This window comes from Volucribacter amazonae (assembly GCF_029783845.1).
Lineage (GTDB): Bacteria > Pseudomonadota > Gammaproteobacteria > Enterobacterales > Pasteurellaceae > Volucribacter > Volucribacter amazonae.
This window is the reverse complement of record NZ_LWID01000001.1, coordinates 1,616,009-1,640,983: the sequence shown is the minus strand read 5'-3', so window position 1 is coordinate 1,640,983 and position 24,975 is coordinate 1,616,009. Positions and strand designations below refer to the sequence as shown.

Sequence of the window (24,975 nt, the reverse complement as noted above, 5' to 3'; positions counted from 1 at the left end):
ATGAGCAAGATTGCAACCATTACCTTAAATACCGCTTATGATTTGGTGGGACGTTTAAAACGCATTGAACTTGGCGAAGTAAATACGGTAGAAACCCTAGGGCTTTTCCCAGCAGGTAAAGGGATTAATGTGGCGAAAGTGCTAAAAGATTTGGGGCTTGATGTTGCCGTAGGCGGTTTTCTGGGCGAAGACAATCAAGGAGATTTTGTTCAATTATTTCAACAGCTTAACCTTGAAGATAAATTCCAACGAGTGGCAGGGAAAACCCGTATTAACGTAAAAATTACCGAAACGGAAGCGGACGTTACCGATCTTAATTTTCTAGGCTATCAAATCTCGCCACAAGATTGGCAACAATTTACGCAACAATCCTTAGCTTACGCTAAACAATTTGATATTGTGGCGGTGTGTGGCAGTTTGCCTCGTGGGGTAACGCCAGAGCAATTTAGTGCTTGGTTAAAAGCCCTTGCGGAGAATGGAGTAAAAGTGGTGCTAGATAGCAGTAATGCCGCCTTAACCGCCGGCTTAATGGCAAACCCTTGGTTAGTCAAACCAAATCATCGTGAACTTGAAGCGTGGGTTGGGTATAAACTTAATAGCCTGAGCGAAATTGTTGAAGCTGCCAAACAGCTTAAATCTCAAGGCATTGCCAATGTGATTATTTCTATGGGAGCAGAGGGATCATTATGGTTAAGTGATGATGCCATTATTCAAGCCCAACCGCCAAAATGTGAAAATGTGGTAAGCACTGTTGGCGCAGGTGATTCAATGGTGGCAGGCTTGATTTATGGTTTAAGCCAAGGCTTATCGCAACAGCAAACTCTCGCCTTTGCCAGTGCGGTATCGGCATTTGCTGTATCACAAAGTAATGTAGGAATTCCTGATCGCAGTCAGTTAAATCCAATTCTTGCCAAGGTCAATATTAATATCATTGAAGGATAATATGGAATGAAGATTTTTATTACTCAATCTGCCGAACTCGCTTATGCGACGGCTTATTTATTACGTCAGCAATTTAGCCAAATTGCACAACAGCAACAATATCAAGTGGTAAGCCAAGCGGAACAAGCGGACTTCGCTATCGTATTCGGCAAAACATTACCAAAACTGACCGCACTTGTGGGCAAAAAAGTGGCATTAGTGGACGCTGAACAGGCTTTTATTAACCCTGAACAAAGTTTTAACAATGCGTTACAGCAAGCAAGTGATTATGTTGAACCCACAGAAAGTGCGACTCATTTAAGTAGCAAAACCAGCAAAAATATCGTGGCAGTAACCGCTTGTCCAACAGGGGTTGCCCATACTTTTATGTCAGCGGAAGCCATTGAAAATTATGCCAAACAACAAGGTTGGCAAATTAAGGTTGAAACACGTGGGCAAGTGGGAGCAGGCAACCCTATCAGTGCAGAAGAAATTGCAGCCGCTGATTTGGTATTTGTGGCGGCAGATATTGATGTAGATTTAGCGAAATTCGCTGGCAAACCAATGTATCGCACCTCAACTGGTTTAGCCCTTAAAAAAACCGCACAAGAGTTTGATAAAGCCTTTGCTGAAGCAAAAATTTATCAAGCAGATAATGGGGCTAAAGCACAAGCAAACAACACAAACCAAGAGAAAAAAGGCGTCTATAAACACCTAATGACAGGGGTATCCCATATGTTACCACTGGTGGTTGCTGGGGGCTTACTGATTGCTATTTCCTTTATGTTTGGTTTTGATGCTTTCCAAGATCCTGATCTTGCTTGGGGTTTACCAAAAGCCTTAATGGATATTGGTGGTGGAGCGGCATTCCACTTAATGATTGCTGTCTTTGCCGGTTATGTGGCGTTTTCTATTGCGGATCGCCCAGGGTTGGCAGTAGGTTTAACGGCAGGTATGCTAGCGGCAAATAACAATGCAGGGATCTTAGGCGGCATTATCGCCGGTTTCCTCGCTGGTTATGTGGTGAAATGGCTTAACGATAAAATCAAATTACCAACCACCTTTGCCTCGCTTAAACCGATTTTGATTTTGCCATTATTAGGCACATTAATTGTTGGCTTAGCAATGGTTTATGTGGTCAATCCACCTGTGGCAAGCATTATGCAAAGTTTGTCTAACTGGTTAAACAGTATGAGCGGTACTAACGCCATTTTATTAGGCGTAATTATCGGCGGTATGATGTGCGTGGATATGGGCGGTCCAGTAAATAAAGCGGCTTATGCGTTCTCAGTGGGTATGATTGCCTCAAATGTTACTGTACCTATGGCAGCCGCAATGGCGGGCGGTATGGTACCACCGCTAGGTATGGCGATTGCCACTTGGTTAGCGAAAAATAAATTCAACACCAACCAACGTAACGCAGGTAATGCCTCTTTTGTATTAGGCTTATGCTTTATTTCCGAAGGGGCATTGCCATTTGTTGCCGCCGATCCATTGCGTGTCATCGTAAGCAGTGTGTTAGGTGGTGCAACAGCAGGGGCAATTTCCGCCAGCCTTGGCATTACCCTAAATGCCCCACATGGCGGTTTATTTGTGATCCCATTTGTTTCACAGCCATTAATGTACTTATTAGCTATCGCAGTAGGGGCATTAATCACAGGGGTATTATATGCAGTGATTAAACCAAAAAATTTGGCTTAATGCTGGTTAAAGATTAACAAAAAATGCCATAGTGATTACTATGGCATTTTTTTATATCTCAATGTTTGGGATTAAAGTGCGGTGGGTTTTTGTATTTTTTCCCAAAAATATGGATACTTCCGATCATTCCCCCTTAAAAATTCCCTGTGTAAAACTTAGAACCATAGGCACATTTCTGCTGTTTGAGCCTTGCGGAGCAAGGCGAGTTCAGAAATGTGGCGTAATGGTTCAAGTTGAAACACAGGATCAAAATTTTTCTAGGGGGTGCATTTCTTTGCTTACTTTCTTTGTGCAAGCAAAGAAAGTAAGTCGTCTCTTTTGTAAAAAGGGACGAAACCGTTAGCAAAGACGGAGAAATAACAGCAAAAAATAATCCCAAAACTGACCGCACTTTCATTCAAAATAAAAGCAATGTTAAGTTAAAAGTGCGGTACGTTTTAAGATTTTTTGTCTTTCTTTGCTGTACTTATTTTATAAAGGCTCTATAATACCGCCTGATTTAATCATCATTTTAGTCGCCCCACTTTAAAATAATACTGCGTTGGCACGCCTTGCCGTACTATTTGTACTGTCTTCGGCGTACCGCCTTGTCTTATTTTAAATTGAAACGACTATAACATTAGAGGAATTTTTATGAGTTTTATTAAAGAGTTTCGTGAATTTGCCATGCGTGGCAATGTCGTTGATATGGCAGTGGGTGTCATTATCGGTGGTGCATTTGGCAAAATCGTTAGTTCATTAGTATCAGACGTGATTATGCCTGTATTAGGGGTACTTACTGACAACGTTGATTTTAAAGATTTAAAAATTGTGTTGGTGCAAGCGGTAGGTGATACCCCTGAAGTAGCATTAAATTATGGTGCATTTATTCAAACTGTCTTTGATTTTATTATTATCGCCTTTGCTATTTTTATGATGATCAAAGCGTTAAATAAATTAAAACGTGAAACCCCAGCAGAGGAAGAAAAACCCGCTGAACCTTCTAGCGAAGAAAAATTACTGACAGAAATTCGCGATTTATTAAAAGATAATCGTAGTTAAGCCATTAAAGTGAAACGACTATAAAATGAGGGAATAACCAATGTTATTCCCTCTCGTTTTTAAATGACTAAGAGGATTGTCAATTAAATTTTTGGACCGGCATTGATTAATGCTTTGCCTTCATCATTCTCGGTGTATTTTTCAAAGTTTTTCACAAAACGTTGTGCCAGATCTTGAGCTTTTGTTTGCCATTGCGTTGGATCAGAATAGGTATTTCTCGGATCTAAAATAGCAGGGTCAACATTTGGCAATGCTTTTGGAATGGCTAAATCAAAAATTGGTAAACTGCCCATTTCAGCTTGTTCAATAGAGCCGTCTAAAATCGCATCAATAATCGCTCTGGTATCTTTAATTGAAATCCGTTTACCTGTACCGTTCCACCCTGTATTAACCAAATAAGCCTCTGCTCCTGCGGCTTGCATATGTTTAACCAATACTTGTGCATATTGGGTTGGGTGTAAAGTTAAAAATGCCGCCCCAAAACAAGCAGAGAACGTTGGGGTTGGCTCGGTAATTCCTCGTTCAGTGCCGGCTAATTTAGCGGTAAACCCTGAGAGGAAATAATACTTAGTTTGCTCTGCGGTTAATTTTGCCACTGGTGGCAACACGCCAAAGGCATCAGCAGTTAAGAAAATCACTTTTTTAGCATGCCCTGCTTTAGACACAGGTTTCACAATGTTGTTAATGTGATAAATTGGGTAAGATACACGGGTATTTTCGGTTTTTGAACCGTCAGCATAATCTACATCGCCATTTGGCAATACCACCACGTTTTCTAATAAGGCATCACGTTTAATCGCCCCATAAATATCGGGTTCATTTTCTGGCGATAAATTAATGGTTTTGGCATAGCAACCCCCTTCATAGTTGAATACCCCTTCATCGTCCCAACCATGTTCATCATCGCCGATTAATTGACGTTTCGGATCGGTAGAAAGCGTGGTTTTTCCTGTGCCAGATAAACCAAAGAAAATGGCGACATCGCCTTTTTCTCCCACATTTGCCGAACAGTGCATTGAGGCGATGCCTTGTAATGGTAAAAAGTAGTTCATCATAGCAAACATACCTTTTTTCATTTCGCCACCGTACCAAGTACCGCCAATCAGTTGAATACCCTCAGTAATATTAAACGCCACAAAATTTTCTGAATTTAATCCTTGTTCTTGCCAATTCGGATTGGTTACCTTAGAGCCATTCATTACCACAAAATCAGGCTTGAAGTTTACCAATTCTTCCGCTGAGGGGCGAATAAACATATTGGTAACAAAATGGGCTTGCCAAGCAACTTCGGTAATAATTCGCACCGCTAAACGGGTATTTTTATTTGCCCCACAAAAGGCATCAACCACAAATAAACGTTTACCTGATAATTGTTGGGTGACTAAGGATTTTAAACTCTGCCAAGTTTGTTGGTTCATTGGTTTATTATCATTTTTAACCTTATCGCTTGTCCACCATACGGTATTTTCCGTTTTTTTATCTAATACAATATATTTATCTTTTGGTGAACGTCCTGTAAAAATTCCTGTATCAACGGCAACCGCACCTTGATTAGTTAATGTTCCCTTTTCATAGCCTGTTAATTCAGGTTTGGTTTCTTCTTCAAATAAAACCTCATAACTCGGATTACGCACAATTTGTTTTACATTATAAATACCGAGATCTGCCAGCTCGTTAATAATTACATCAGTCATAAATTACCCCTTTTGTTAAAAATTTAAATTTACTGTGATTATTGTATGCGAATTTCTACCTAAAAAATGTTAGATAGATCACTAAACCGAAAAATAAATGAAAAAATAGGGGGATAGTTCGCTGATTATGTGATTTAGATCAAATAGAGTAAGACAAGGAGGCACGACATTAAATGCGTGCCTAAATCTAAAAAATCTTGCCCTTAATATTAAAGGATAATTACCTTACCCTACCACAAACGGCAAATAGCCTGCTTTGATGAAAAATGGAATAGAAGTAATGGCAATGCCTAACAATAACACGATAATCAACATCGGTTTACCGCCAAGCACACGATAAGGCAATCTAGGCTGTTGACGGCGAACTTGCCAAACCAATGCCACAGGCAAGACTATCGCATAAAAAGCAAACATTTGTCCTGCATAACCTAATGCGAGGATAAAGCCTTGCGGATAGAATAAAGCAAATAACATAGGTGGCAAAAAGGTGAGTACGCCAAGGGTAAAACGGCTTGCTTGGTGTTGCCATACCCGTTTTAATAAGTCATCAATGCTTTCAAGTAACCCCAAAGCAACGCCTAAGAAAGAGGTAATCAGGGCTAAAGCAGAAAATATTCTCACAATCCACGCAATCATGGGGCTACCTGTAATTTGTAAGGTGGCATTGACTAAGCCGTTTAAGGTTGGATCAGTTTGTAAGATGCTTAAAAATTCCGTTTGGCTCAACACCCCATGGGTAGAAAGTTGCCATAAAATATAGGCAGTAAGGGTAATTAAACCACCGCAAATAATCGCAAAGCGTAAGGCTTTGATATTGCCACCAAGGTAGTTATTTAAACTTGGAATAGAGCCATGAAAGCCAAATGCCGTGAAGAAAACGGGGCTGGCTGAAATAATTAAGGCGTTATCAATGGGCATTGCCATAAGATTATTGAATTGAATTTTTGGCATTAATAACAATAACACCAAAGCAAACGCCGCTAACATAATAAAAAATAAAATGCGGTTTAAACCGTCAGTGCTTTTTGTTCCCATCACAACCGCACAGCCAAATACAAGAGTAAACATCACAATAGTAAGCTGGCTCGTTAATTCACTATTGCCAATGATTGGCATTACCCCTGCAATTAATCCGCCACCACCCGTTACATAAGCGGATAATAACGCATATAAAAATACCATTAGGACAATGGTAGCAATAATTCTTCCTGTTTTGCCAAAATATTGAGCCGCAAGCGTGCCAATCCCCGCATCAGGTTCTGCGGTTTGGTAAATTTCCACAAAGAGCAAGGCACTAAAGGTCAATAATGCCCATAATGCAATCAGTAACAGCAAAGTAAAGCCAAAACCTATTCCAGCCGAAGTGAGTGGCATTGCCAACATACCACCACCTATCATTGTCCCTGCCACTAATAAGGTTGTACCAAGGGTTTTGTTCATAAATCACCTGTAAATGGGTTGTAATCAAAAGTGTACGAGATTGTAGGGTATTTTTTACAGAATGTATAGCCATTGTCATCGTTATAAACAGGAATATTCAGAAAAATGCACTATATGCCCCATTTTATAGTCGTTCCACTTTAAAATAATGGCAAAAAAGACCGCACTTTTGCCTATTAATGAGAATAAACATTCAATTTGTGATCCTATTCACAATTTTCTTTGTTTATTTTGGTTATAGTAATGAAATGGCATCAGGATATTATTAGGAATAAGCTATGTTACCTCCATATTTTCAAGATCCGCAGATCCTGCATATTAATACTACGCCGCATCACGCTTATTTTATTCCTTATCATAATGTCGCAAGTGCGGTCAAAAATCAGCGAGAATTTTCAGCCTTTTTTAACTTGCTAAATGGGCAATGGGATTTTGCGTATTATCATAGCTATTGGGATTTGCCTGCGGATTTTCTAACGCAATCTTTTTCTCAACAAATTGCCGTACCAGCTAATTGGCAAACGGCAGGTTATGATCAACATCAATACACAAACATTCGCTATCCTTTCCCTTTTGATCCGCCTTTTGTGCCTCAAGATACCCCTTGTGGCTTATATCATCTTGCGTTTGATTTTTCCCCACAAGCACAACAACATTATTTATTGAATTTTGAAGGGGTTGATAGCTGTTTATTTTTATATGTCAATCGCCAATTTGTCGGTTATTCACAAATCAGCCATAGCACTTCTGAATTCGATATTAGCCCTTTTCTACAAGCTGGACAAAATCATTTGCACCTTGTGGTATTAAAATGGTGTGCAGGCAGTTACTTGGAAGATCAAGATAAATTTCGTATGAGCGGGATTTTTCGTGACGTTTATATTCTGCAACGTGAACATAACTACTTACAAGATTTTTTTATTCAAACGGATATTGAACAAAATTGGCAACAAGGAAGATTAAAAGTACAGCTTCAATTCAATCAACAACCCAGAGAGATTGCTTGGCAGTTAAATGATCCACAAGGTAATATTTTGCTTAGTGGGGTTAGCGAAAGCGGCATTGACATTGGCATTAACCAATTACAATTATGGCAAGCAGAAGACCCCAAATTATATGGATTGACTTTCCGCTATGGACAGGAAGTCATCTATCAAAAAGTGGGCTTTCGTAAAATTGAAGTACAAAATGGTGTAGTGTTACTTAACGGTTGCCCCATTAAATTTAAAGGGGTTAATCGCCACGATAGTGATCCTCGCACTGGCTATGTTATTAGTCGGCAACAAGCAATAACCGATTTAGCCTTAATTAAACAACATAATTTTAATGCGATTCGCACCGCACATTACCCCAACGCCCCTTGGTTTGCAGAACTTTGTGATGAATATGGTATTTATCTTATGGCTGAAGCTGACGTGGAAAGCCATGGTTGCAACGCCATTTATGTACCCAGCCCAGAACAAAGCATTTTGCTTGCAGTAGAAACACCGCAAGAACAGGAAAAAATCCGTCAACACATCATTGATAATTACTGCTATTTTGCCCGTTCGCCTCAATGGCAACAAGCCATATTAGATCGTAATATCGCCAATGTACAACGGGATAAAAATCGCCCCTCTATACTGATTTGGTCATTGGGTAATGAATCGGGATATGGCGAAAATTTTGAACAAACGGCAAGCTGGATTAAACATTTTGATCCGAGCCGACTGGTACATTACGAAAATGCTATTTTTCAACATTCAAGCCACCAAAATGATTGCCGTTGCCTTGATCTACATAGCGAAATGTATAAAAGCGTGCAAGATATGGCAAATTATTTTGCCAATACACCACAAGCGAAACCTTATTTACTCTGTGAATATAGCCATGCTATGGGAAATTCCTGTGGTGATGCGGAAGATTATTGGCAAGCCATTTATCAATATGCAGGGGCTTGTGGCGGTTTTGTATGGGAATGGTGCAATCACTCGCCCTATTTAGATGAAGAAAAAATGGGGTATGGTGGCGATTTTGCTGATGAACCTAATGACGGTCATTTTTGTTTAGATGGCTTAGTTACAGCGGATCGGCAAATACAATCTAACTTACTGGAATTAAAAAACGTACAACGCCCAATTCGTGCTAATTTAGTCGGTGGAAAAATTGCATTAACCAATTATTTTGATTTTACCGATTTACAAAACAACGTTGCTATCGCTTACCAACTGAGTGAAAATGGTATAATCGTAGAGCAAGGCTATTGGGAAGATATAAAATTACCAGCCAAACAAACCGCACTTTTACCCCTAACGTTACCCCAAGATAATGGTAGCCTTTGGTTATTAACTTTAAATTATTATCAAACATCTAAAACCCCGTTGTTACCCCCTCACCACGAGCTGGGTTTTGATCAAATTTCCTTATTTCCACAAAATAAATTACCCTTATTTTATCCAATGATAAAGGAGCAATATCAACTGGAAATTCGAGAAACTTCACAATATATTGAAGTATTTACCCCACAAATCCATTATCTTTTTGCGAAAAAAACAGGGTTAATTGAGCATTTAACTTATCAACAGCAAAAGATTATTCAACAACCTATTGCCATAAATATTTGGCGAGCCCCATTAGATAATGACAGCTTAATCAAACAACATTGGCAACAAGCAGGCTATGATCAGGCTTACACCCAAGCAAATCACGTACATTATCAACGAAATGGCAAACAAGTGGTAATACAAGCAGATTGTGCTTTAGTCGCTACGGGGCAAGCCCGTATTCTCAGCTTACAACTTTGCTATCGCATTGATCCCAATGGGCGATTACAGTTAAAAATTTCAGGCAAAAAAGCACCGCACTTACCGTATTTACCACGCTTTGGTTTATGTTTTCTATTAACAAAACGCTTTCAACATACCCAGTACTTTGGTTATGGCGAAAGCGAAAGTTATTGCGATAAACATCAAGCAACAAAATTGGGCTTTTATCAAACCGATCCGCAAGCCAATCAGCAAAACTATTTAAAACCACAAGAAAATGGTAGTCATTATGGTTGCCAATGGTTAGCAATCCAATCAGACTTTTGTAAACTTTATTTTACATCTGATACTTGTTTTAGCTTTAATCTTTCGCCTTACTTAGCCGAACAATTAAGCGAAAAAACACATTGCTATCAGCTACAACAGGATTTATATACGGTGCTATGTGTGGATTATAAAATGTCAGGTGTAGGATCAAATTCCTGTGGGCCAAGTTTAGCGGAAAAATATCGTATGAATGATACTCAATTTGAATGGCAATTAAATTGGCAATTAGCGAAAAATATTGGCTAATATTACCGTACGTTGATGAGGATTTGTGGATTGATAAAAAATTTTGCCAAACCCCACCGCACTTTTAGCCACGCAATACTTTTCCTTGAATTAAGCAAAATTGATAGCCTTATAAAAAATAAGCATTACCATAAAGGTAATGCTTATTGACTAACTTAATTCACAATAACAAGGCTTAACTTAACGCTTTCGCCAGTTGTTGTGCTTGAGCGAATTGATTGTCTTGGCTCACTTGTTCAATTTGGTCTAAAGATTTAATGATTTTACTTAAACGGTATTGTTTATAAAACACATCATCTTCTAAACGGCGGTTGTCGCTACTGTCGCCCATATCCACCAATAAATCATTGCTGTATGATTTTGCTTGTTGTGCTAGTTCACGACTTTGTTGTAATAGCCCATCAAATTGTGCTTTGTCCGTAGTTTGGGCTAATTGCTCTAATTTTTGCTCAAGCAATTTTCGGGTTTCTGTGTAACGTTCAGTCGGCTTTGTTACAGGGCTGGCTGGTAACTGGCTAATTGAGCGTTCAATTTCAATACTGGTTTTATCATCTGCCATCGCATTGAATGTTGAAAAACCTAAAGTTAACACTAACATTGTTTTGATTAAATAACGTTTCATTTTGCTTTCCTTTTTTCTAAATAAACATTTAACATTACTAAAACCCTTAACGGGTAACTGGTGCTTATGATAATGATTTTATCCTTGTTAAAAAATAGCCTTTTTGCGAAAACAGTTATAACCACAAGTTAATAATCTAGGATAAAAATTTTTTAAAAACCCACCGCACTTTTAGCCACACAATACTTTTCCTTGAGTTAAGCAAAATTGATAGCATTATAAAAAAATAAGCATCACCCTATGGTAATGCTTATTTACAAGATGATTTATAGTAGTCCCACTTTAATATACGCTTTGTATTAGTTTAAATTGAAACAACTATACAATAAGGATATTTGTTACTTAAGCAAAATAATCGCCCAGACTACCACACAAATTAGCATACAAACCAACACTGAGGCAGAGCCGAGATCTTTGGCTCGTCCAGCTAAAGGGTGGTAATGGGGGCTGACTAAGTCCACCACGCTTTCAATGGCACTGTTTAATAATTCTGCCACCAAAATAAGCAATAATGAACCTATCATTAATGCCATTTCAATCGGGCTATCCGCCAGCCAACAGGCGAGGGGAATACCGATCAGGCAAAGCAATAATTCGTGGCGAAAAGCGGTTTCGGTTAATGCCCATTTTAGCCCTTGTAATGAATAGCCTGTGGCTTTTATGATATGGGTTAATCCTCGATATTTTTGCATAATGATCCTTAGCTGGCTAAGCGTTTTGCTTCAATGACGTCATCTAATTTTGCTAATCGTGCAAGAATTTTACTTAGCATTTGTACGTTATTTAAGCTGATTTCCATATCAATGGTAGCCAGTTGGCGTTTTTGATCGGTGCGGCTTGCAATACCAGCTACACTAACTTTTTCATTGGCTAATACTGTTGTAATATCTCGCAATAAGCCATGGCGATCACTCGCCATAATACGAATGGTTAAGTGGAAAAATTCACTCTTGGAATTATCGCCCCAGCAGGATTCCACAATACGTTCTGGATTTTCTCGCTGTAAATCCGCCAGACGTTCACAATCACTGCGATGAATGGAAATGCCTCGCCCTCGGGTAATATAACCCACAATGGCATCGCCGGGGATTGGCTGGCAACAGCGTGCAATATGGTGCATAAGATTACCTACGCCGTCCACCACCACATAACCTTGTTTTTCGCTTTTTTGCTGTGCATGATTGGCACTTTTATGGCTAACGTGGCGTAAAATTTCTTCGTCCGTTTCTTGGGCAGAGGGTTTTATCAGTTTACTTTGTAAAAAATGAACGAGATGATTAAGGCGAATATCGCCACTGCCAATGCCAGCAAAAAGATCATCAGTATGTTTAAGGTTATAGCGAGGGAGGGCATAGGGTTCAATTTGCTTTAAGGTTAGCCCAATTCTTGCCAGTTCGTCTTCTAATAATTCTTTGCCAATGGGAATATTTTTATCTCGGTCTAATTTTTTAAACCAAGCGTGAATTTTGGCTCTGGCTTTGGCGGTATGGGTAAAACCAAGATTAGGATTGAGCCAATCTCGGCTCGGATTAGGATTTTTTTGCGTGATGACTTCAATTTGATCGCCCATTTGCAGTTGGTAAGTAAAAGGCACAATGCGTCCTGACACTTTTGCTCCAATGCAACGATGCCCGATTTCACTATGAATTGCATAGGCAAAATCAAGTGGCGTTGAGCCTGTGGGTAAATCAATCACTTCGCCTTTTGGCGTAAACACATACACACGATCATCAAACACTTGGCTGCGTAATTCCGCCATCACTTCGCCTGAATCAGTAATATCATCTTGCCAAGCTAATAATTTGCGTAACCAAGTGATTTTTTCTTCATAGCCAGAACGCCCACCTGTGCTACCCTCTTTATATTTCCAATGGGCAGCAACCCCTAATTCGGCATCATCGTGCATTTGTTGGGTACGAATTTGCACTTCAATGGGCTTGCCCCCTTGACCAAGTACCACAGTATGAATAGATTGATAGCCATTCGGTTTTGGATTGGCAACATAATCATCAAATTCTTTGGGTAAATGTTTAAAATGGGTATGTACCACGCCAAGTGCGGTGTAACAATCCTGTAATTTTTGCACGATAATGCGTACCGCTCGGACATCATAAAGATCGGTAAATTGCAGGTGTTTTTTCTGCATTTTTCGCCAAATGCTATAAATATGTTTTGGACGACCATAGACTTCCACTTGCTCAAGATTTTGGTTTAAATAACCACTTAACTCTTGCACAAAATCCGCAATATATTGTTCTCGATCTAAACGGCGTTCATGTAATAAATTGGCAATATTGCGATATTGCTCAGGGTGTAAATAACGAAAACAATAATCTTCAAGCTCCCATTTTAATTGCCCAATGCCTAAACGATTGGCTAAGGGAGCATAAATATTGGCACATTCCTTCGCAGCAAGCACTCGCTCTTCTTCGCTACAATATTTTTCTGCACCACGCAAAAAGGTGATACGTTCTGCCAGTTTAATAATTACACAACGAAAATCATCAACCATAGCTAATAACATTCGCCGTACATTATCCACCTGCAATGCACTCGCAGATTGGCTAACATTGAGTTGGCGGATATTATCCATTTCCGCCACGCCTTTGATTAATTTACTGATATTATTGCCACAATGTTCTTTAATTTCATCAAGATCAAGCAATTTACGTTCATACAATGGAAATAACATGGCAGTAATTAAGGTATCAGCGTCCATATTTAAGCCATGCAAAATCTCTAGCATTTCAATGCGATTACGCAAAGATAACATCGGCGAGTTTGTGGCTTGTAACTTCTGTTCGGAATAATGCCAAGTGGCAAGGAGTTTATTAGCAATATCAGGGCTTAAATGTAGGGCTTGACACCAATTTTCAAAAATAAAATCATTGGGATTGATTAAATGTGAACCTCGTATTGCAACCATATTAATCTCCTATTGTCGTTCAAATAAACTGATACTTTCCAAATGTCCTGTATGAGGAAACATATCAATCATTGCCAATTTACCGAGTTGATAGCCTTTCTCCAATAAAATTTTTGCATCTCGTACTAAACTGGCAGGATTACAAGATACATAAAGGATTTTTTCTGCTTGCAACTCACACAAAGCATTAAGAGCAAAATCTGCCCCAGCTCTTGGTGGATCAAGTAAAATTTTATTAAATGCTTGTTTTGCCCAAGGTTGATCCACAAAGGGTTTGGCTAAATCCGTTTGATAAAAGCGAACATTATGGCATTGATTTTGCTCAGCATTATAGCGAGCTTTGGCTACCATTGCTTGCACGCCCTCAATGCCTACCACGCTTGCTACATACTTGCTTAATGGTAAGGTAAAATTTCCCATACCACAAAATAAGTCTAACACATGATCCTCAGCTTGCAATTCCAACCAGTGCAACGCCGTATCCACCATTTGCTGATTAAGGGGAGCATTGACTTGAATAAAATCCTGCATATCAAATTGGAGCTTGAGATCATTAATCCGATACATAGGCATTTTGCCATACCAACACTTCACTTCATCATCAGATTGGACAAATAAATTCAGTTGTTGTTGCTCAGCAAAATGTTGCAATAAGGCCTTATCACGACTATCAACATCGCCAAGATGACGCAATAACATACTTACGCCGTTATCGCCAGCTACCAACTCAATATGCCCCAACTGTTGTGGCTGTTGCCATTGGCTAAAAAGTGCGGTCAGTTTTGCAATAATTTTATTTAAACAAGGTTCAACAACCTCACAATGCTCAATAGCTACAATATGCTGACTTTGCTTTTGCCGAAAACCGACTTCAAGCTGTTTGTTTTTCGGGTTCACACGCAAAGATAAACGAATACGGCGGCGATATTGCCAAGGATCACCCGTTATCATTGGCATAAGTTCAATATGTTTATGCCATTGTGATAATTGACGCAATAAGGCTTGCTGTTTGGCTTGGCGTTGCATTGCAATAGGAATATGCTGACTCTGACAACCGCCACAGCGAGCATAATAATCACATTTTGGCTTTTGTCGTTGTGGGTGGGCTTTCAACCATTTTCTGGCAATCCCTCGCCCATATTGCCGTTTATTCTCCACCACAGAAAAACTCACTACCTCTTGTGGCAGAGCATTTTCAATAAACCAGGTTTTTCCCGCAATTTTGGCAACCCCTAACCCCTGATAATCAAGCTCAATAATTTCAGCTTGTTGTTGTGGGATAGGTTGCCGAGGTTTAGTGGGGGAATAAAATAATGCCATAATAATTTATTGATTAGTTTGTCTTTGTTGTAAAAAAAGTTCACGACTTTTCAATGGCTTACCACCTAAATAAGGTTTTAACGCCATGCGAGTAAAACGTTTTGCCGCTTTCAATACATCTATATCATAAAATTGTCGTTGCTCAAAAGCGAGTAACTCACGCCCATAAAAGGTCAAATTATCTTTAATTAACGAAGCAATAAAGCCCTTTTCTTCCCGATAACGGTAAGTCATATTTTCATCAACAGGCTCGCCACTGCCTGCACAATGCACAAAATCTACCCCATAGCCCAAGGTTTGTAACAACTGAAATTCAAAATGACGCAACATCGGTTCTACCTGTTTAGGCGAGCTTGCCAACCCCATAAGACATTGCAAATAATCTTGAAAAAGGTGCGGATAAGGGGTTTCTTTTTCCAGCACGCGTGTAATTAATTCATTAATATAAAAACCACTAAAAAGTGCAATTTGCTCTAACGGAAGGCTAATTGAAGCAGGTTCAGCTTTGGTCAGAATTTTTAACTCACCTTTGCCTGTCCAACGTAATAACAACGGCGTAAACGGCTGTAATACCCCCTTTAAGGGCGAGCGTTTAGTTCTTGCCCCTTTGGCAAGCACAGTTAATCTACCGCTATGCTCCGTAAAAAGCTCCAGTAATAAACTGGTTTCACTATAATTTTTACGGTGTAACACAAAACCACGTTGCCAGTTTTCTATAACCCATTCCTTAATTACAAATTCAAATGGGGGTTATTTTAGCAGAAATTTACTTATTTGGTCGGAAGAATAGCGGAGTTTTCACGTTTTTCCTCGGTTTTATGTTCAAAATATAAAGGACGGAATAATTAGGCTAAATACTGAGAACTAATGCAATCATTAGCGGGCTTAAAGTGCGGTGGGTTTTCAAATTATTTTTTTACGGTTATTTCTCCGACTTCACTAACGGTTTTCGCCGTTGAGACCTACTTTCTTTACTCGTGTAAAGAAAGTAGGCAAAGAAACACTCCCCCTAGAAAAAATCTTATCCAGCCTTTCACTAAGAACGATAGAATAATTTTGGAACTCGCTACGCTCAAACAGCCAAAATTATTCTATCGTTCTAAGCTCAGGCTGGGATTTTTTAAGGGGGTAAAGGAGCGTTATTATTTTTTCGGTAATTTATTGATAATAAAAATATTATTTTAAAAACTTTGATTTAAAGTGCGGTCAGTTTTTTGATTTTTTCCCCAAAAATATAGATACTTCCGCTCATTCCCCCTTAAAAATTCCCTGTGTAAAACTTAGAACCATAGGCACATTTCTGCTGTCTGAGCCTTGCGGAGCAAGGCGAGTTCAGAAATGTGGCGTGATGGTTCAAGTTGAAACACAGGATCAGAATTTTTCTAGGGGGTGCATTTCTTTGCTTACTTTCTTTGTGCAAGCAAAGAAAGTAAGTCGTCCCATTTGTAAAAGGGGGCGAAACCCGTTAGCCAAAACAGAGAAATAGCAGTAAAAATAATCCGAAAACTCACCGCACTTTAACCCCAATTATCATCATTTTATAAGACAAAACCGCACGCCAAAGGCAGTACGAATCGTACAACAAGACTTGCCAACACTGTGTTATTTTAAAAATCCTATTCAATATTGATTGTTAGGTTATAATAACCCTATTTTTATTTTATGGAGTAACCAAAAATGACTTGGTTGTTACTAAGTTTATCCATTATCATTGAAGTCTGTGCCACCAGTTTACTCAATGCCAGTGCTGGCTTTAGTAAACCCTTACCCACTTTGGGCGCATTAGTTTTATATGCTCTGTCTTTTTATCTCGCGGCTAAAGTAATGACAGTATTACCTGTGGGAATTGTATATGCCATTTGGTCAGGTATGGGCATTGTGTTGATTTCCGCAGTGGGTATGGTGCTATTTAAACAACGTCTTGATATGGCAGCAATATTAGGTATTGGCTTAATTATCAGTGGCGTGTTAGTTATCAATTTATTTTCTAAAACCACTTTACATTAATTATCAACGCTGAAAAATTCCATACTATTGATAATTTCTAGCCTTATGAATAAATTTTCAGTAAAATTGCCAACCATAGCTATTATTTATCAATTTGTTAGGACTTATTGTGGCTCAGCGTGATTATGTATCCCGTCGTAATGGCTCACGACAAAAGAAAAAATCAACAGGAATAAATAAAACCTTACTTATCCTTATTGGCTTATTTATCCTATTAAGTTTTATTTTTGGACTTTTTTGGTTAAAACAAAAAGCTCCTGAAGTAGAAATACCAACTCGCCCAGTGGAAATACAACAACCTAAAAGTGTTTTACCAAGTCGTCCTGAAGAAGTTTGGAGTTATATCCAAGATTTGGAAACAAGAGAAATTCCCATTGATAATAGCCCAAGCTCGTTAGAGAAAAATGCCCAACTCACCGCAGAACAAAAGAAAATTTTGGCTTTGCTAGAGCAAGATCAGCAAAATGCACAAAAAGCAAAAGCGTCTGAATCGGTTAAATCAGTAGATACGCCAACGACTGTGGTTCGTCAACAAAATAAGGAAGTCAATGTGGTAGAAGCAAAACCAGAAGCCGTTAAACCAGTTACGCAACCACAACCCTCTCAACCTCAGGCGGTTCCTGAAACAAAGGTGGTGAATAATAATACAGAAAGCAAAAAAGGCTTTGGCTTGCAATGTGGTGCATTTAAGAATAAGCAACAAGCAGAAAATCTACAAGCTCGCCTTGCTATGGCTGGATTTAATAGTCGGGTAAGCGCAAGTGCCGACTGGAATCGGGTGTTTGTTGGCCCTGTTGGTGATAGAAATGCAGCAATTGAGGCACAGGCTCGTGCTAAGAGTATTACAAATTGTGTGGTAATTAATATGTAATAAACAAGATTAAGACCGAAATCTCAAATTAAAGCGTGATAAATGTTATCACGCTTTTTTATATCAATATTATCATAGCTGTTCAACTTTAAAATGAAGCAACTATAAATTTAAAGTGTCAGCCAACCAAATTGATAAACAATAAAAAATAGACTAAATAATACTAAGTAAATCATTCCTATAATAGAAAGCCATAATAACCAACCTCTTACTTTATGCTTTCCTTTGAGTACTAATAATAAATTGAGTAAGGCAAAAAATGGCGCTAGTACAAATGATCCAATCATAGCAAAGGTCAACATTGCCCCTAATGAATTATTAAATACAAAGATCATCGCTCCAGCACCAATAAACGAGAGTAACAAGGCTAAATTAATATAAACGGGTTTGCGTTGTTGTTTATTCAATAATAAACGTAAACTTTCAATATTAGTACGGGCGTAGCCATCAGCAATGGTTAAAGTCGTCCCAAAGATACACATAAAAGCGATGATGGCAATTAAACCTTTTGACCATTCGCCAATAGTAGAGGAATACATATTGATTAACTGAGAAACATATTGTCCACCACCCATTTGAATCGGCACATTTTGCCCATACTGTACTAGTACACCTAAAGCCAAAAAGATAACAGCCAAGACCGCTGTGCTAATATAACCAACATTAAAATCAAAAATACCATCTCGATAAGAAACTGGGGTATTACGTCTTTTAGCAATGACCCACATTGAACTCATGGCTGAAATTTCAATTGGGGCAGGCATCCAGCCCATTAATGCCACCAAAAAAGCCAATTCTGATAATTGCCATGGGCTTGGAGCAACATAATCTGCAGCAGTAGGATTACCTTTAAATAAAGCAATAACCACAGCAACCACTGTTGTAATACTAATGGTAATCATCATTAATTTAGAAAGTGAATCCAATAAACGGTATTTGCCTAATAATAAAATAGCAAAACTAAGTAATAACACTGTCCAAGTTAAAATCGGCATAGGAATCGGTAAGACAAAAGAAACGATAGCCGCTGATAAAATCACCACTGCTGCTACACAAATGACCGTTGAAAATACATTTAAAATAAAAAATATCCATAAATAAAACCGCCCTTTTTCTAAATAACCTTCTAATAAGGTTTTATTACTATCAAGAGTATAGTGCATACCAAAGCGGATAAAGGGATATTTTAATAAATTCACCACAATAACCAGTAACACCAGCTGCCAACCATATAATGCCCCTGCTTGCGTAGAAGAAATTAAATGCGAGCCACCAACTGCAGCGGAAGCCATTAAAATGCCCGGGCCTAATGCGGATAAATTAAAGGGTTTGTTTTGTCGTTGATTGTTCATTGTTTTTCCTTAAGTAATTCTTAGTAGTTCATTTGTTATTATGTTGAGATCCCTCAAGGGATAACGGATATACACTACTTTATTTGCTGTACTATTACAATAGTAAAATTTAATTTGAAAAATGATAAATAAGATTTCCCTTTATCCTCTTGACTAATGACGCTTTCAGGCGTAACATTCGCCACAATTTAGCAATATGAGGACATACACTTTGGACAGTCATAGTCGATACCGATTTAAGTTTTTTGCCTAACTATTACCTCATTCCCTATTATCGGTGATAGTTATCGCTGATAATCCATTATCTAGCCACTTATCGGCATCTCTTTTAAATGTTTTAATAACATTCTTGTTTAATGTTTAAATACATTTAAAAATAACTCAAAAATAGACCGCACTTGTTGGTTTTGTTCATTGCGTTGTTCATAAACCCAATGGGAACGATGAAAAATGATAAATGTATTCGCACTAGAAGATGCTCGCCTTAGCCGTATTGATGAAAGCAGTGATGAACTTAACACTGCCATTTGGATCGATTTGCTTGAACCTACTACCGAAGAGCGAAATATTGTCCAAGAAGGGCTAGGGCAAAGCCTTGCTTCTTATCTTGAATTAGAAGATATTGAGGCCTCTGCTCGTTTTTTTGAAGATGATGATGGTTTACACTTACATTCCTTTTTTTATTGTGAAGATGAAGACGATTATGCCGATATTGCTACTGTAGCATTTACGTTACGAGATGGCCGTTTATTTACGCTAAGGGATCGTGAGTTACCCGCATTCCGTTTATACCGTATGCGTTCTCGCAATCAACGACTCATTGAATGTAATGCCTATGAGTTATTATTGGATTTATTTGAAACCAAAATTGAGCAATTAGCGGACGTGATTGAAACTATCTATGCCGACTTAGAAAAATTAAGTCGTGTGATTTTAGAGGGCAAACAAGGCGAAGCGTTTGATGAAGCCCTCGCAACCCTAACCGAACAAGAAGATGCTAGCTCAAAAGTAAGACTGTGTTTAATGGATACCCAACGAGCATTGAGCTTTTTAGTGCGTAAAACTCGTTTACCTGCAAGCCAATTAGAACAAGCTCGTGAGGTATTACGTGATATTGAATCCTTGCAACCACATAATGAATCTATTTTCCAAAAGGTAAACTTCTTGATGCAAGCTGCCATGGGCTTTATTAATATTGAGCAAAACCGTATTATTAAAATCTTCTCGGTAGTGTCTGTGATTTTCCTACCACCAACATTAGTCGCCTCTAATTACGGTATGAACTTTAAGGATATGCCCGAATTAGGTTTTCATTATGGTTATCCTATGGCATTAGGCTTAATGGGATTAGCGGCATTTATGCCTTATTGGTATTTTAAACGCAAAGGTTGGTTATAAAACTTACTATAGTCGTCCCACTTTAAAATGAGACAAGGTAGGACGACGATAAAAATACCCGCTAACTAGCGGGTATTTTTCATTATGTATATTCAATACATTATAAATAAAACTTCTCTACAACTTTTAAGTTATCATCAAGTTTATAAACTAATGGCTGACCAGTTGGGATTTCAAGATCCATAATATCCGCATCAGAAATACCTTCAATATGTTTGGCTAACGCACGCAATGAATTACCATGTGCTGTAACTAATACACGTTTGCCAGATAATAATGCTGGAGCAATTTGATCTTCCCAGAATGGTAATACACGTTCTAGTGTAACTTTAAGATTCTCGCCATCAGGAATCACATCAGCAGGTAAATGAGCATAACGGCGGTCATTATGTGCTGAGTTAGGATCTTTTGGATCAAGTAATGGCGGTAATGTATCATAAGAACGACGCCAAATATGCACTTGTTCATCACCATATTTTTCTGCGGTAGCTTTTTTATCTAAACCTTGCAATTCGCCATAATGACGCTCATTTAAACGCCAGTTCTTCACTTGTGGAATCCAAAGTTGATTAGATTCTTCCAATACGATATTACAAGTTTTAATCGCACGCGTTAATACAGAAGTAAAAGCAATATCAAATTCATAGCCAGCTTCAAGTAATTTTTTACCTGCTGATTTTGCTTCTTCTACCCCACGTTCTGTTAAATTAACATCACGCCAGCCAGTAAACAAATTTTTAGCATTCCATTCACTAAAACCATGACGAATAAACACTAATTCCATACAATTTCTCCTATGAGTTAAAAATAAAAAATTCTGGGCTCTTTATAACAAAAATTATCAAACTTTAAAAGCAAAATATGGTGGAACAAAATGAGAGTGAAGCCCAATTCAGCTCCCTTTTGTTCAAACCACCACCGCCATTATGTTAATCTTTTGATTGACGTAAATTGGTAATGACATTACGCAAATCATAACCACTTGGTGCTTGATAAATATGCAACCCAAATTGAGCAACTACTGCAAAAATATGATCAAAAATATCCGCTTGAATGGCTTCATATTCTCCCCATAATACAGTATTGGTAAAGCAATAAACCTCCAAGGGAATACCCTGCTCATTAGGATCTAATTGACGTACCATTAAGGTCATATCCTTGCGAATATGGGGATTATTTTCTAAATAACGCTGTAAATAAGCACGAAACGTTCCTAAATTGGTTAAATGCCGTCCGTTTAATGGGCTATTTCCCTGAATATTATGCTGACGATTAAATTCTGCAATTTCATGAGAACGCGTGGTTAAATAATCAGTCAATAATTGACTTTCACTGAGTTTTTGAACTTCTTCTGGGCTTAAAAACTTCACACTACTTGAGTCAATATACACCGCACGTTTAATACGTCGCCCACCAGATTCGCTCATTGCTCGCCAGTTCTTGAAAGAATCAGAAATCAACGCATAAGTAGGAATGGTCGTTACCGTATTATCCCAGTTTTGCACTTTTACAGTGGTTAACCCAATATCAATTACCGAGCCATCAGCATTATATTTCCCCATTTCCAACCAATCCCCTACATTTAACATACGGTTAGCGGATAATTGAATTCCTGCCACTAAGCCAAGAATAGGATCTTTAAACACTAACATAAGCACAGCGGTCATTGCACCCAAACCACTTAATAAAATCACAGGTGATTTACCAAGCAAGATAGACACTAATAAGATACCAATGCCAATAGAGGCAATAAGTTTCACCGTTTGCACCAAACCTTTTACGGGGAAATGTTGAGCGAGATTACGTCTAAACAGGTAATTATTGATCGTATCTAATAATGCAAATACCGCTAATAACGCAAAAATTAATGACCAAATTTCAGTCAGAGTAATCAACAATTCTTGCCAACTGGTTTCAGGTAACCAAATACGCAACTGTATGCCCAAGACAATACCTTGTATGGTATAACCAATATTGGTAAATAAACGCTGTTCGGCAAGTACGTTAAACAAAATACTTTTTGAATTTTTAAACTGCTTTCCTAGCCAGCGAAACAACAGCATATGCAATACAACGTGTATAATCAGTGCTGTGACTAAAATGAAACCGATCATAATTAATGTTACTAACCAGTCTTGATTATGCAAACTATGATTTTGTAACCACGTTTGTAAGGTCTGAAACATAATTGTTTTCCTTTTTTAATTAATTTAGTGAATTAAACATAAATTGTTTATGCCAAAGGGCAAGTGTTTATACTAACATATTGACTTTAATAGTGAAAAAACTCTGGGACAAAACGTTTAACAATTAAACAAATTTAATAGATTTTCTCGTTTGGTTTGCTAGAATATTTTTATCTAATTTTATTTACCCGGTAATTATTGAGGTATTTTTATGAAAATCGCACTATATAGCACCAAAAGCTATGATCGCAAATATTTTGATCTTGCTAATCAAAAATTTAATGATGAATTAGAATTTTTTGATTTTCCTTTAAGTGAGCGTACAGCCAAAATGGCAGAAGGGCATGATGCCGTATGTATTTTTGTCAATGATGATGCCAGTGAAAAAGTTTTGCAAAAACTGGCCGCACTTGGTATCAAAATTGTCGCTTTACGCTGTGCTGGGTTTAATAATGTAGATTTAGCTGCCGCCAAGGTGTTGGGAATTCAAGTCGTTAGAGTGCCAGCCTATTCACCAGAATCTGTGGCAGAACATACTGTGGGCTTAATGCTTACCTTAAATCGCCGTATTCATCGTGCTTATCAGCGTACACGAGAAGCTAATTTTTCCTTAGAAGGGCTAATTGGCTTTAATATGCATGGACGAACTGTGGGGGTTATTGGGACAGGTAAAATTGGTATTGCCACAATGCGAATTTTAAAAGGTTTTGGTATGAATATATTAGCCTATGATCCTTTTAAAAATCCATTAGCGGAGGAATTAGGCGCAACTTATGTGGAACTTGACGAACTTTATCATCGTTCTAAAATTATCACGTTGCATTGCCCTGCCACGCCCGAAAATTACCATTTGTTAAATAAAACGGCCTTTGACAAAATGCAAGATGGTGTGATGATTATTAACACCAGTCGTGGCACATTAATTGATACCCAAGCTGCTATTGAAGCCTTAAAACAAGGTAAAATTGGAGCATTGGGTATGGACGTATATGAAAATGAACGTGAGCTATTCTTTGAAGATAAATCCAATGAAGTGATTCAAGATGACGTATTCCGCCGTCTTTCTGCTTGCCATAATGTGTTATTAACAGGGCATCAAGCCTTTTTAACAGAAGAAGCTCTAACCAGTATTGCCAATGTTACCTTGGCCAATATTCAAGAATTGAAAGAAAAAGGACAAAGTGCGAATCAAGTTACAATTTAAATATAGTCGTTTCAATTTAAAATGAGACAAGGCAGCACGTCAAAGACAGTACAATAGAATACAGCGAAGCGTGCCAGCACTGTATTATTTTAAAGTGAAACGACTATAATATGGCATTAACTTGCCTTATCTTATGTCAAATTAAGACCGAATTGTTTTTCTCCTTCATTCCCTTGCCAAGCAGAATTATCTAGCATTTTGCCAAAATAACTTTCCACCAAACGGCGGGTAATTTCAGTATTGGGATTGGTAAAAAGCTGTTGTGGTGTGCCAAACTCAACCATTTTCCCCTCGTCCATAACCAAAACTTGGTCAGAAATATGTTTAATCAAGCCGAGATTTTGCCCCACATAAATATAGGCAATACCTAAGCGTTGTTGTAAATCTAACATAAGATTAACGAGTTGAGTTTTTACAGAGGCATCTAAGGCACTGATTGAATCATCAATAATAATAATTTCTGGTTCTAAAATGACCGCTCTTGCTAAGGCGATACGTTGCTTTTGGCTTAATGAAGTCGCACTAATGCGGATATTGGCGTGATCAGGATAAAGCCCAACCATTCTCAGCGTTTGTCCGATCTTTTCGTTACGTTGTTGTTCATCTAATGAAGTAGCAAGACGTAAAGGAGCATCTAAAATTTGCCCCACATTGGAACGAGGGTTAAAGGAACTATTGGTATCTTGGAATAACATACGAATATGTTTAGCACGAAAGGCATAATCCCCATAGGCTAGCGGTTTACCTTTGAATAATATGTTGCCCGATGAAGGGGGTATCATACCGCCAATCATTTTTACTAAGGTTGATTTTCCTGAACCATTACGTCCAATAATGGATAGCGTTTGCTTTGCTGCTAAACCAAAGTTAATTTGTGCCACCGCTTGGAAATAACGAGAGCCAAATAACCTAAAGGTTTCATCACGAAAAGATTTGCTTAAATTTTCTACTTGTAATAATACTGACATTGATGAT

Annotated in this window: 19 protein-coding genes; 8 read left to right on the top strand and 11 right to left on the bottom strand. The window is 38.2% G+C overall.

Annotated elements, in window-relative coordinates:
- From fruK to mscL, 3 genes are all read left to right on the top strand, one after another.
- Window positions 1–942, top strand: a complete 942-nt coding sequence (gene fruK / locus A6A20_RS07880) for a 1-phosphofructokinase (RefSeq protein ID WP_279572910.1) — start codon at window positions 1–3, stop codon at window positions 940–942.
- Window positions 943–948: 6 nt separating this feature from the next.
- Window positions 949–2,622, top strand: a complete 1,674-nt coding sequence (locus A6A20_RS07875; protein ID WP_279572909.1) for a fructose-specific PTS transporter subunit EIIC — start codon at window positions 949–951, stop codon at window positions 2,620–2,622.
- Window positions 2,623–3,255: 633 nt separating this feature from the next.
- Window positions 3,256–3,663, top strand: coding sequence for a large-conductance mechanosensitive channel protein MscL (gene mscL / locus A6A20_RS07870; RefSeq protein ID WP_279572908.1), 408 nt, complete (start codon window positions 3,256–3,258; stop codon window positions 3,661–3,663).
- 83 nt (window positions 3,664–3,746) lie between these two features.
- Here mscL and pckA read toward each other — a convergent pair whose 3' ends face one another.
- Both pckA and A6A20_RS07860 read right to left on the bottom strand, forming a co-directional pair.
- Complete coding sequence (gene pckA, locus A6A20_RS07865) at window positions 3,747–5,357, bottom strand: phosphoenolpyruvate carboxykinase (ATP) (protein WP_279572907.1); 1,611 nt, start codon at window positions 5,355–5,357, stop codon at window positions 3,747–3,749.
- Window positions 5,358–5,582: 225 nt separating this feature from the next.
- Entirely contained in the window at window positions 5,583–6,797 is a 1,215-nt protein-coding gene (locus A6A20_RS07860) for an aromatic amino acid transport family protein (RefSeq protein ID WP_279572906.1), read from the bottom strand.
- 278 nt (window positions 6,798–7,075) lie between these two features.
- Here A6A20_RS07860 and A6A20_RS07855 point away from each other — a divergent pair, with 278 nt between their 5' ends.
- Window positions 7,076–10,114 (top strand): glycoside hydrolase family 2 TIM barrel-domain containing protein, encoded by a 3,039-nt coding sequence (locus A6A20_RS07855; protein ID WP_279572905.1) that lies wholly within the window; start codon window positions 7,076–7,078, stop codon window positions 10,112–10,114.
- Between the two features lie 175 nt (window positions 10,115–10,289).
- On the opposite strand, the gene A6A20_RS07850 is transcribed toward A6A20_RS07855, so the two are convergent.
- The 5 genes from A6A20_RS07850 to recO form a co-directional block, all read right to left on the bottom strand.
- Window positions 10,290–10,736 carry a hypothetical protein gene (locus tag A6A20_RS07850; protein ID WP_279572904.1) on the bottom strand — a complete coding sequence of 149 codons (447 nt, stop codon included), beginning with the start codon at window positions 10,734–10,736 and terminating at the stop codon, window positions 10,290–10,292.
- 338 nt (window positions 10,737–11,074) lie between these two features.
- Window positions 11,075–11,428 carry a diacylglycerol kinase gene (locus tag A6A20_RS07845; RefSeq protein WP_279572903.1) on the bottom strand — a complete coding sequence of 118 codons (354 nt, stop codon included), beginning with the start codon at window positions 11,426–11,428 and terminating at the stop codon, window positions 11,075–11,077.
- Window positions 11,429–11,436: 8 nt separating this feature from the next.
- The gene (gene relA / locus A6A20_RS07840) at window positions 11,437–13,662 is read right to left on the bottom strand and encodes a GTP diphosphokinase (protein ID WP_279572902.1); all 2,226 of its coding nucleotides are present in this window, start codon (window positions 13,660–13,662) and stop codon (window positions 11,437–11,439) included.
- A 9-nt stretch (window positions 13,663–13,671) separates the two neighbouring features.
- Entirely contained in the window at window positions 13,672–14,982 is a 1,311-nt protein-coding gene (gene rlmD, locus A6A20_RS07835) for a 23S rRNA (uracil(1939)-C(5))-methyltransferase RlmD (protein ID WP_279572901.1), read from the bottom strand.
- A 6-nt stretch (window positions 14,983–14,988) separates the two neighbouring features.
- A complete protein-coding gene (gene recO, locus A6A20_RS07830) occupies window positions 14,989–15,699 on the bottom strand; it encodes a DNA repair protein RecO (RefSeq protein ID WP_279573769.1) in 711 nt (236 codons plus the stop codon).
- 960 nt (window positions 15,700–16,659) lie between these two features.
- On the opposite strand from recO, the gene A6A20_RS07825 reads away from it, so the two are divergent.
- Window positions 16,660–16,989, top strand: a complete 330-nt coding sequence (locus A6A20_RS07825; protein ID WP_279572900.1) for a DMT family transporter — start codon at window positions 16,660–16,662, stop codon at window positions 16,987–16,989.
- Window positions 16,990–17,098: 109 nt separating this feature from the next.
- Window positions 17,099–17,860, top strand: coding sequence for a cell division protein FtsN (gene ftsN, locus A6A20_RS07820; protein ID WP_279572899.1), 762 nt, complete (start codon window positions 17,099–17,101; stop codon window positions 17,858–17,860).
- A 110-nt stretch (window positions 17,861–17,970) separates the two neighbouring features.
- Here ftsN and A6A20_RS07815 read toward each other — a convergent pair whose 3' ends face one another.
- Entirely contained in the window at window positions 17,971–19,212 is a 1,242-nt protein-coding gene (locus A6A20_RS07815; RefSeq protein ID WP_279572898.1) for an NRAMP family divalent metal transporter, read from the bottom strand.
- 450 nt (window positions 19,213–19,662) lie between these two features.
- Between A6A20_RS07815 and corA the strand changes: the two genes are divergently transcribed.
- Window positions 19,663–20,610: a magnesium/cobalt transporter CorA gene (gene corA, locus A6A20_RS07810; protein ID WP_279572897.1), complete on the top strand. Its 948-nt coding sequence runs from the start codon at window positions 19,663–19,665 to the stop codon at window positions 20,608–20,610.
- A gap of 100 nt (window positions 20,611–20,710) precedes the next feature.
- Here corA and A6A20_RS07805 read toward each other — a convergent pair whose 3' ends face one another.
- Both A6A20_RS07805 and A6A20_RS07800 read right to left on the bottom strand, forming a co-directional pair.
- Window positions 20,711–21,394: a 2,3-diphosphoglycerate-dependent phosphoglycerate mutase gene (locus A6A20_RS07805; RefSeq protein ID WP_279572896.1), complete on the bottom strand. Its 684-nt coding sequence runs from the start codon at window positions 21,392–21,394 to the stop codon at window positions 20,711–20,713.
- A 145-nt stretch (window positions 21,395–21,539) separates the two neighbouring features.
- Window positions 21,540–22,796 (bottom strand): mechanosensitive ion channel family protein, encoded by a 1,257-nt coding sequence (locus A6A20_RS07800; protein ID WP_279572895.1) that lies wholly within the window; start codon window positions 22,794–22,796, stop codon window positions 21,540–21,542.
- Window positions 22,797–23,007: 211 nt separating this feature from the next.
- Between A6A20_RS07800 and A6A20_RS07795 the strand changes: the two genes are divergently transcribed.
- Window positions 23,008–24,000, top strand: a complete 993-nt coding sequence (locus A6A20_RS07795; RefSeq protein ID WP_279572894.1) for a 2-hydroxyacid dehydrogenase — start codon at window positions 23,008–23,010, stop codon at window positions 23,998–24,000.
- Between the two features lie 131 nt (window positions 24,001–24,131).
- On the opposite strand, the gene A6A20_RS07790 is transcribed toward A6A20_RS07795, so the two are convergent.
- The gene (locus A6A20_RS07790; protein WP_279572893.1) at window positions 24,132–24,968 is read right to left on the bottom strand and encodes a peptide ABC transporter ATP-binding protein; all 837 of its coding nucleotides are present in this window, start codon (window positions 24,966–24,968) and stop codon (window positions 24,132–24,134) included.
- Between the last annotated feature and the right edge of the window lie 7 nt (window positions 24,969–24,975).

Excerpts from the sequence above, each read along its gene's own strand:
- fruK (WP_279572910.1), top strand. The coding sequence starts at position 1 with ATGAGCAAGATTGCAACCATTACCTTAAATACCGCTTATGATTTGGTG.
- A6A20_RS07875 (WP_279572909.1), top strand. The coding sequence starts at position 949 with ATGAAGATTTTTATTACTCAATCTGCCGAACTCGCTTATGCGACGGCT.
- mscL (WP_279572908.1), top strand. The coding sequence starts at position 3,256 with ATGAGTTTTATTAAAGAGTTTCGTGAATTTGCCATGCGTGGCAATGTC.
- pckA (WP_279572907.1), bottom strand. The coding sequence starts at position 5,357 with ATGACTGATGTAATTATTAACGAGCTGGCAGATCTCGGTATTTATAAT.
- A6A20_RS07860 (WP_279572906.1), bottom strand. The coding sequence starts at position 6,797 with ATGAACAAAACCCTTGGTACAACCTTATTAGTGGCAGGGACAATGATA.
- A6A20_RS07855 (WP_279572905.1), top strand. The coding sequence starts at position 7,076 with ATGTTACCTCCATATTTTCAAGATCCGCAGATCCTGCATATTAATACT.
- A6A20_RS07850 (WP_279572904.1), bottom strand. The coding sequence starts at position 10,736 with ATGAAACGTTATTTAATCAAAACAATGTTAGTGTTAACTTTAGGTTTT.
- A6A20_RS07845 (WP_279572903.1), bottom strand. The coding sequence starts at position 11,428 with ATGCAAAAATATCGAGGATTAACCCATATCATAAAAGCCACAGGCTAT.
- relA (WP_279572902.1), bottom strand. The coding sequence starts at position 13,662 with ATGGTTGCAATACGAGGTTCACATTTAATCAATCCCAATGATTTTATT.
- rlmD (WP_279572901.1), bottom strand. The coding sequence starts at position 14,982 with ATGGCATTATTTTATTCCCCCACTAAACCTCGGCAACCTATCCCACAA.
- A6A20_RS07825 (WP_279572900.1), top strand. The coding sequence starts at position 16,660 with ATGACTTGGTTGTTACTAAGTTTATCCATTATCATTGAAGTCTGTGCC.
- A6A20_RS07815 (WP_279572898.1), bottom strand. The coding sequence starts at position 19,212 with ATGAACAATCAACGACAAAACAAACCCTTTAATTTATCCGCATTAGGC.
- corA (WP_279572897.1), top strand. The coding sequence starts at position 19,663 with ATGATAAATGTATTCGCACTAGAAGATGCTCGCCTTAGCCGTATTGAT.
- A6A20_RS07805 (WP_279572896.1), bottom strand. The coding sequence starts at position 21,394 with ATGGAATTAGTGTTTATTCGTCATGGTTTTAGTGAATGGAATGCTAAA.
- A6A20_RS07800 (WP_279572895.1), bottom strand. The coding sequence starts at position 22,796 with ATGTTTCAGACCTTACAAACGTGGTTACAAAATCATAGTTTGCATAAT.
- A6A20_RS07795 (WP_279572894.1), top strand. The coding sequence starts at position 23,008 with ATGAAAATCGCACTATATAGCACCAAAAGCTATGATCGCAAATATTTT.
- A6A20_RS07790 (WP_279572893.1), bottom strand. The coding sequence starts at position 24,968 with ATGTCAGTATTATTACAAGTAGAAAATTTAAGCAAATCTTTTCGTGAT.